We start from the raw sequence: 1,682 nt of genomic DNA on the forward strand, positions 1-1,682 counted from the left end.
CCTGTTCTGGAAGCAATGCACCAGTGTGGCTCACTGGAATGGACGCGCAATGCCGCGGAACAAGAAGCAGATAAAGCCATAACGGCTCTGAAAGCCCTGCCTGAATCACCATGGCGGAGTGCGCTCGAAGCCCTCGCACACATGTCAGTTCAGCGCGAATTCTAATGCCATAAATTGAACAGAAAGCACGCCCCACCCGTGCTTTCTGTTTTTTCGTCTGCCCTTCCAATAAAATTTCTCACGCACTCCCCCTTAAAACCTCGTCCTTAATCCTTAATTTTGCGTAGCGTTACGCAAAAAAACAGTTATGCCCGAATTTTATTGGAATTTAATGGAAGTTATTTGCTATAAACATCCTGTTATTGCTAAATATAACAATTTGCTTTATCAGAATAAAACTTACATCAGGGTGTAGTTGATGACAGCAATCTGCTCCCTGTTTTCCAAAAGTGCCCATGGAGGATAAGCACATGAAACACCCTCAGCAAGACTGGCACCCTGCCGATATCATTGCCGGACTGCGCAAAAAAGGAACCACTCTCGCCGCCCAATCCAGACTGGCAGGCTTAAGCTCATCGACGTTAGCGAATACGTTGAGCCGACCCTGGCCTAAAGGAGAGTGGCTGATCGCCGATGCCCTGAACGTGCATCCGGCAGAAATCTGGCCCAGCCGCTACTACGATCCAAAAACACATCAACTTATCGATCGTAAGAAGCTGATCCGCAGTTAAAAAAAAGGGCCGGTATTCAATACCGACCCTTTTTTATTGCGGAAAAATCACTCTTCGCCGCTGATGCGCTGAATATTTGCACCAAGTGCCATCAGCTTATCTTCAATGTGCTCATAACCACGGTCAATGTGATAGATACGATCAACCAGAGTCGTACCTTCAGCAATACAGCCTGCCAGCACCAGACTGGCCGAAGCACGCAGATCGGTCGCCATCACCTGAGCACCCGAAAGCTTCTCTACGCCATGGCAAATCAGCGTATTGCTCTCAATTTCACCGTGCGCACCCATACGAACCAGCTCCGGCACATGCATGAATCGGTTCTCGAAAATGGTCTCAGTAATCACGCCCGTACCTTCTGCCACCAGATTCAACAGGCTAAACTGCGCCTGCATATCAGTCGGGAAACCTGGGTGTGGTGCCGTGCGCAAGTTCACCGCTTTTGGCCGCTTACCGTGCATATCCAGGCTGATCCAGTCGCTACCCACTTCAATATCCGCACCGGCTTCACGCAGTTTAGCCAGCACAGCATCCAGTGTATCCGGTTGAGCTGCACGACAAACCACTTTACCGCCAGAGATCGCCGCCGCCACCAGGAATGTCCCGGTCTCGATACGGTCAGGCAACACGCGATAGACACCACCACCCAGGCGTTCTACGCCTTCGATAGTAATACGATCGCTGCCAGCGCCAGTGATTTTCGCACCCAGCGTATTCAGGAAGTTTGCGGTATCAACAATTTCTGGCTCACGCGCAGCATTTTCAATAACCGTTGTTCCGGTTGCCAGCGTTGCGGCGCTCATGATGGTGACGGTAGCGCCTACGCTGACCTTATCCATCACAATGTGCGCACCCTTCAGGCGACCATTAACCGAGGCTTTCACATAACCTTCTTCCAGCTTAATCTCTGCGCCAAGTTGTTCCAGCCCCGTGATATGCAGGTCAACGGGA

The 1,682-nt window shown here is 50.9% G+C and carries 2 protein-coding genes and 1 pseudogene; 2 read left to right on the forward strand and 1 reads right to left on the reverse strand.

Annotated features, from left to right (window positions below; all coding sequences use genetic code 11):
• Window positions 1–165, forward strand: a pseudogene (locus tag WH277_RS00610) (octaprenyl diphosphate synthase); the annotation flags it as partial.
• 305 nt (window positions 166–470) lie between these two features.
• The gene (locus WH277_RS00615; RefSeq protein ID WP_200642731.1) at window positions 471–731 is read left to right on the forward strand and encodes a helix-turn-helix domain-containing protein; all 261 of its coding nucleotides are present in this window, start codon (window positions 471–473) and stop codon (window positions 729–731) included.
• Between the two features lie 47 nt (window positions 732–778).
• Here the strand turns inward: WH277_RS00615 and murA are convergent.
• A partial coding sequence (gene murA / locus WH277_RS00620) for a UDP-N-acetylglucosamine 1-carboxyvinyltransferase (RefSeq protein WP_339503766.1) occupies window positions 779–1,682 on the reverse strand: 904 nt, incomplete at its 5' end.

The organism is Erwinia sp. MYb416 (genome assembly GCF_037479575.1).
Lineage (GTDB): Bacteria > Pseudomonadota > Gammaproteobacteria > Enterobacterales > Enterobacteriaceae > Erwinia > Erwinia rhapontici.